This window comes from Thaumasiovibrio clandestinus, assembly GCF_047250365.1.
Lineage (GTDB): Bacteria > Pseudomonadota > Gammaproteobacteria > Enterobacterales > Vibrionaceae > Thaumasiovibrio.
Window position 1 is genome coordinate 1 of sequence record NZ_JBLBVL010000039.1, and the last position, 3122, is coordinate 3122.

General features: G+C 37.1%; 4 protein-coding genes. All 4 read right to left on the reverse strand.

What is annotated here, in order from left to right:
• Positions 1–148: 148 nt before the first annotated feature.
• Complete coding sequence (fabA, locus tag ACKLNH_RS20475; protein ID WP_413114114.1) at positions 149–640, reverse strand: bifunctional 3-hydroxydecanoyl-ACP dehydratase/trans-2-decenoyl-ACP isomerase; 492 nt, start codon at positions 638–640, stop codon at positions 149–151.
• A gap of 48 nt (positions 641–688) precedes the next feature.
• Positions 689–1498, reverse strand: a complete 810-nt coding sequence (locus ACKLNH_RS20480; protein WP_413114115.1) for an AraC family transcriptional regulator — start codon at positions 1496–1498, stop codon at positions 689–691.
• A 141-nt stretch (positions 1499–1639) separates the two neighbouring features.
• Entirely contained in the window at positions 1640–2101 is a 462-nt protein-coding gene (locus ACKLNH_RS20485; RefSeq protein WP_413114116.1) for a hypothetical protein, read from the reverse strand.
• Positions 2091–2960 (reverse strand): pesticin C-terminus-like muramidase, encoded by an 870-nt coding sequence (locus ACKLNH_RS20490; protein ID WP_413114117.1) that lies wholly within the window; start codon positions 2958–2960, stop codon positions 2091–2093. Before ACKLNH_RS20490 ends, ACKLNH_RS20485 begins: the two co-directional genes overlap by 11 nt.
• Positions 2961–3122: the final 162 nt, after the last annotated feature.

The window sequence follows — 3122 nt, forward strand, 5'->3', positions numbered from 1 at the left end:
CCGCCATAAGGTGCGCCACGCTGAACCAACCAAGCGCACCGAACTCCATACCAAAAATGCCGAGTGTAATGCGTCACCTTGATGGCATTGTTAGGCGAACAGGTTTATAGTGCGTGTAAACAGCTAGAAACCACTACTAAAAGTTATATTACTCATTAATCAGTCCAACTTTAAGATCAGTAGCTTGATAAATAATATTGCCGTCATGAATTACGACTCCATCTGCGATTCCTAACGGCATAGGCTTCGTAAATACGCGTTTGATATGTAGCTGATACTGAATTTCGCCAGCATCAGGGTATATTTGTCCAGTGAACTTTACTTTACCCACACCCAACGCGCGCCCCTTGCCAGGTAAACCAGACCAACCAAGGAAAATACCTAGCAACTGCCACAAAGCATCAACGCCTAAACAACCAGGCATCACGGGATCCCCCTTAAAATGACACCCAAAAAACCAGTGATCCGGGTTAATTTTTAGCTCCGCGTCAAGACGACCTTTGCCAAAGCGGCCTCCACTGCTGGAAATGTGGCTAACCTTATCAACCATAAGCATCAATGAACTTGGTAACTGAGCATTTCCTTGACCAAAAAAAGCACCATCTGACATCGCCAATATTTGTTCGTTTGAAAACTGCATCTAAACCTCCAATTGTTAAGTGGGATACAGTTTTACTAACTACTAAATTTAGCTATTGTAAAAATCGGACCTAAAGCGGTCGAAAAAGTCATTTGGATTCAATAGTAAACGTTTTTTATAGTCATTTAAAAAGTGAGATTGGTCAAAATAGCCAAGCCCCAGAGCCATATCCGGTGAACTACTTGGTAAAGTGTACAGCAGTCTACAAGCATGCTGCACCCGGATTGTTTGCATAAATTTTTTGGTACTTAATCCTGTATATAGTTGAAATATACGATTTAGATGACGACTACTCCAACCAACCTCACTCGACAAATGACTAACTTTAACATTACCAAAAGATTGATATATCTTTGATAGCGCAAGGTCAAATCGAGTGGATAGCTGAGGCTTAACTTTACTTAACAACCATTGCTCACAAATATTAACCCGACCAGAAAAGCTTTGATTTTGGTAAATATCATTATGAAGTCGATCCAGTTGTAACGATGGGAAATACTGAGCATCAACAAGTTGACTCGATATTTCAGAAGCATCTAAATCTAAGAAAAACCGTAATGCACCTGGATGAAATCTCACCCCAAAGTATTGCCCTGGCTCTAACAGAGGAATATCAAACGCTTGTGCATGAGAACCACCTAATTTAAATCCATAGGGTGCAATGTAAAACGCCTGAGTACCATCAGGGATGACAGGGTATGGTGTTGGTTTAACAGTACTGATCTGCAAATACGAATGTACGATACCGTTTAAGGCACTAGAAGCTAGGGCCTGCTCTAGAGATAGATCAAAACATTTCAACCCTGAGTTAGTTAATAATGGTTGAAATGGATTATATAGTTCACTAATTAATTTCACCTTACCATCTCGCTTTTTTGTACGCAGCTAATTGTCATACTCGCCTAACGCCGAACATAAGGTGCGCCACGATATACTTACCAAGCGCACTGGACTCCATACCAAAACCGCCGAGTGTAACGCGTCACCTTGATGTTTTTGTTATTCGCTGCTGACGCTATCTTTATAGCTGCATTTGGGTGTAGTAATTGAATTATCATTAAATGAAATAGCACAATCTATATAATTACTCCCTCCTTCAAGATAGAAATACTCTAAAGAAAATAAGATTTCATTATGCTTAGATGAAATTGATTCAACAAAAACACCAGATGACTCGTTGAAGCTTAGCTCTTCATTCGCAACAGTTACTGAGTTTATTTTTATACTATCAATAACACAAAATTCAGGAGTAATTATTTTGTCAATTTCTAATATTGGATTGACTTCCATATTATGCTTTATGACGCGAACCAAAAAGTCATTAATTCTATATGTTTCAACTTTATCTATCGATGCAGGTAACATACTAGAATTTGAAGACACGGTGAATAGCAACATGCAAAAAGGTATTATTTTAGAGATCTTAACTTTCAGAACGTGAAAATACAATTTACCTAACATACTTCACTCTCTTATTAAACCTATCAGCCGGAACTCTTGCCCATAGCGATCTGTTCGTTATGATTTTTTTAAAACCATCAAGATCATTATTAACAATGCTTTCTTGCAAATACTCTCTAGCTGCTGGCGTATAATCACCACGAAATTTCAAGTCTACTAGCACTTCCTTAATTGTTTTATCTAAATTTGACCAGTCTGTATTGCCATATTTCTTAACAACATCTGCTTTAGTGCAAATCCTTTTCACTTCTGAAGCTTCAAAATCATAACTAATTTTAAATAATTTTAGTTGAGCATCAGTCGAAATTTGATAGTCAATCAAATCATTATCAATGATAAATTGTTTTGCTTGCTGACCTTTTAGTGAAATAGCATTCACTAACTTAGATATGACATCAGGCCTTAGGCCTGCTGATGCAAGATCCTTACGAATCAGAGCTGATGTTTTCCTCCTCAAGTCATAGCCTCTACCTACAGTAACACCAGAACTTTCACTTGGAACATGTAATTTTCTGCTGTGATATACTCCACCCTCATTCCCTTCTGCATTCCAAGTAAGTACACCTTCTTTTGGTGGATTAATGGACATCGGTTTAAAAACAGAGCGAACCAACTCATTCAGAGATTTTACAATTTTTCCATTTGGTTCTACATAGTATTTCGGTTTGGAGATCTTAAGATGCTTATTCTGATACTCAACTAATTTATCAATTAGCTCACTATCACATTTTCCTGTAATGGCTAATGCCCTGCTGGTATTTTTACGAGCATATACATTCAATAATGCTTTTATCAGTTTGACATCATTAATGTTATTTTTCTTATTTAAACCAACAAAGCCTATTATTTCAAATGACAAAACATACTCCAAGTGATTTATTTATGAGTGAATTTTGTCAGCATAACCGCTTAAAATTACATGATAAATATAAAATCACGAGGTTTTAAATATTTTAGATATACCACACATCCTGCTGCAAATCACAAAGCTATCACCATTACAAATTCAAGCGAATAACGC

Excerpts from the sequence above, each read along its gene's own strand:
- fabA (WP_413114114.1), bottom strand. The coding sequence starts at position 640 with ATGCAGTTTTCAAACGAACAAATATTGGCGATGTCAGATGGTGCTTTT.
- ACKLNH_RS20485 (WP_413114116.1), bottom strand. The coding sequence starts at position 2,101 with ATGTTAGGTAAATTGTATTTTCACGTTCTGAAAGTTAAGATCTCTAAA.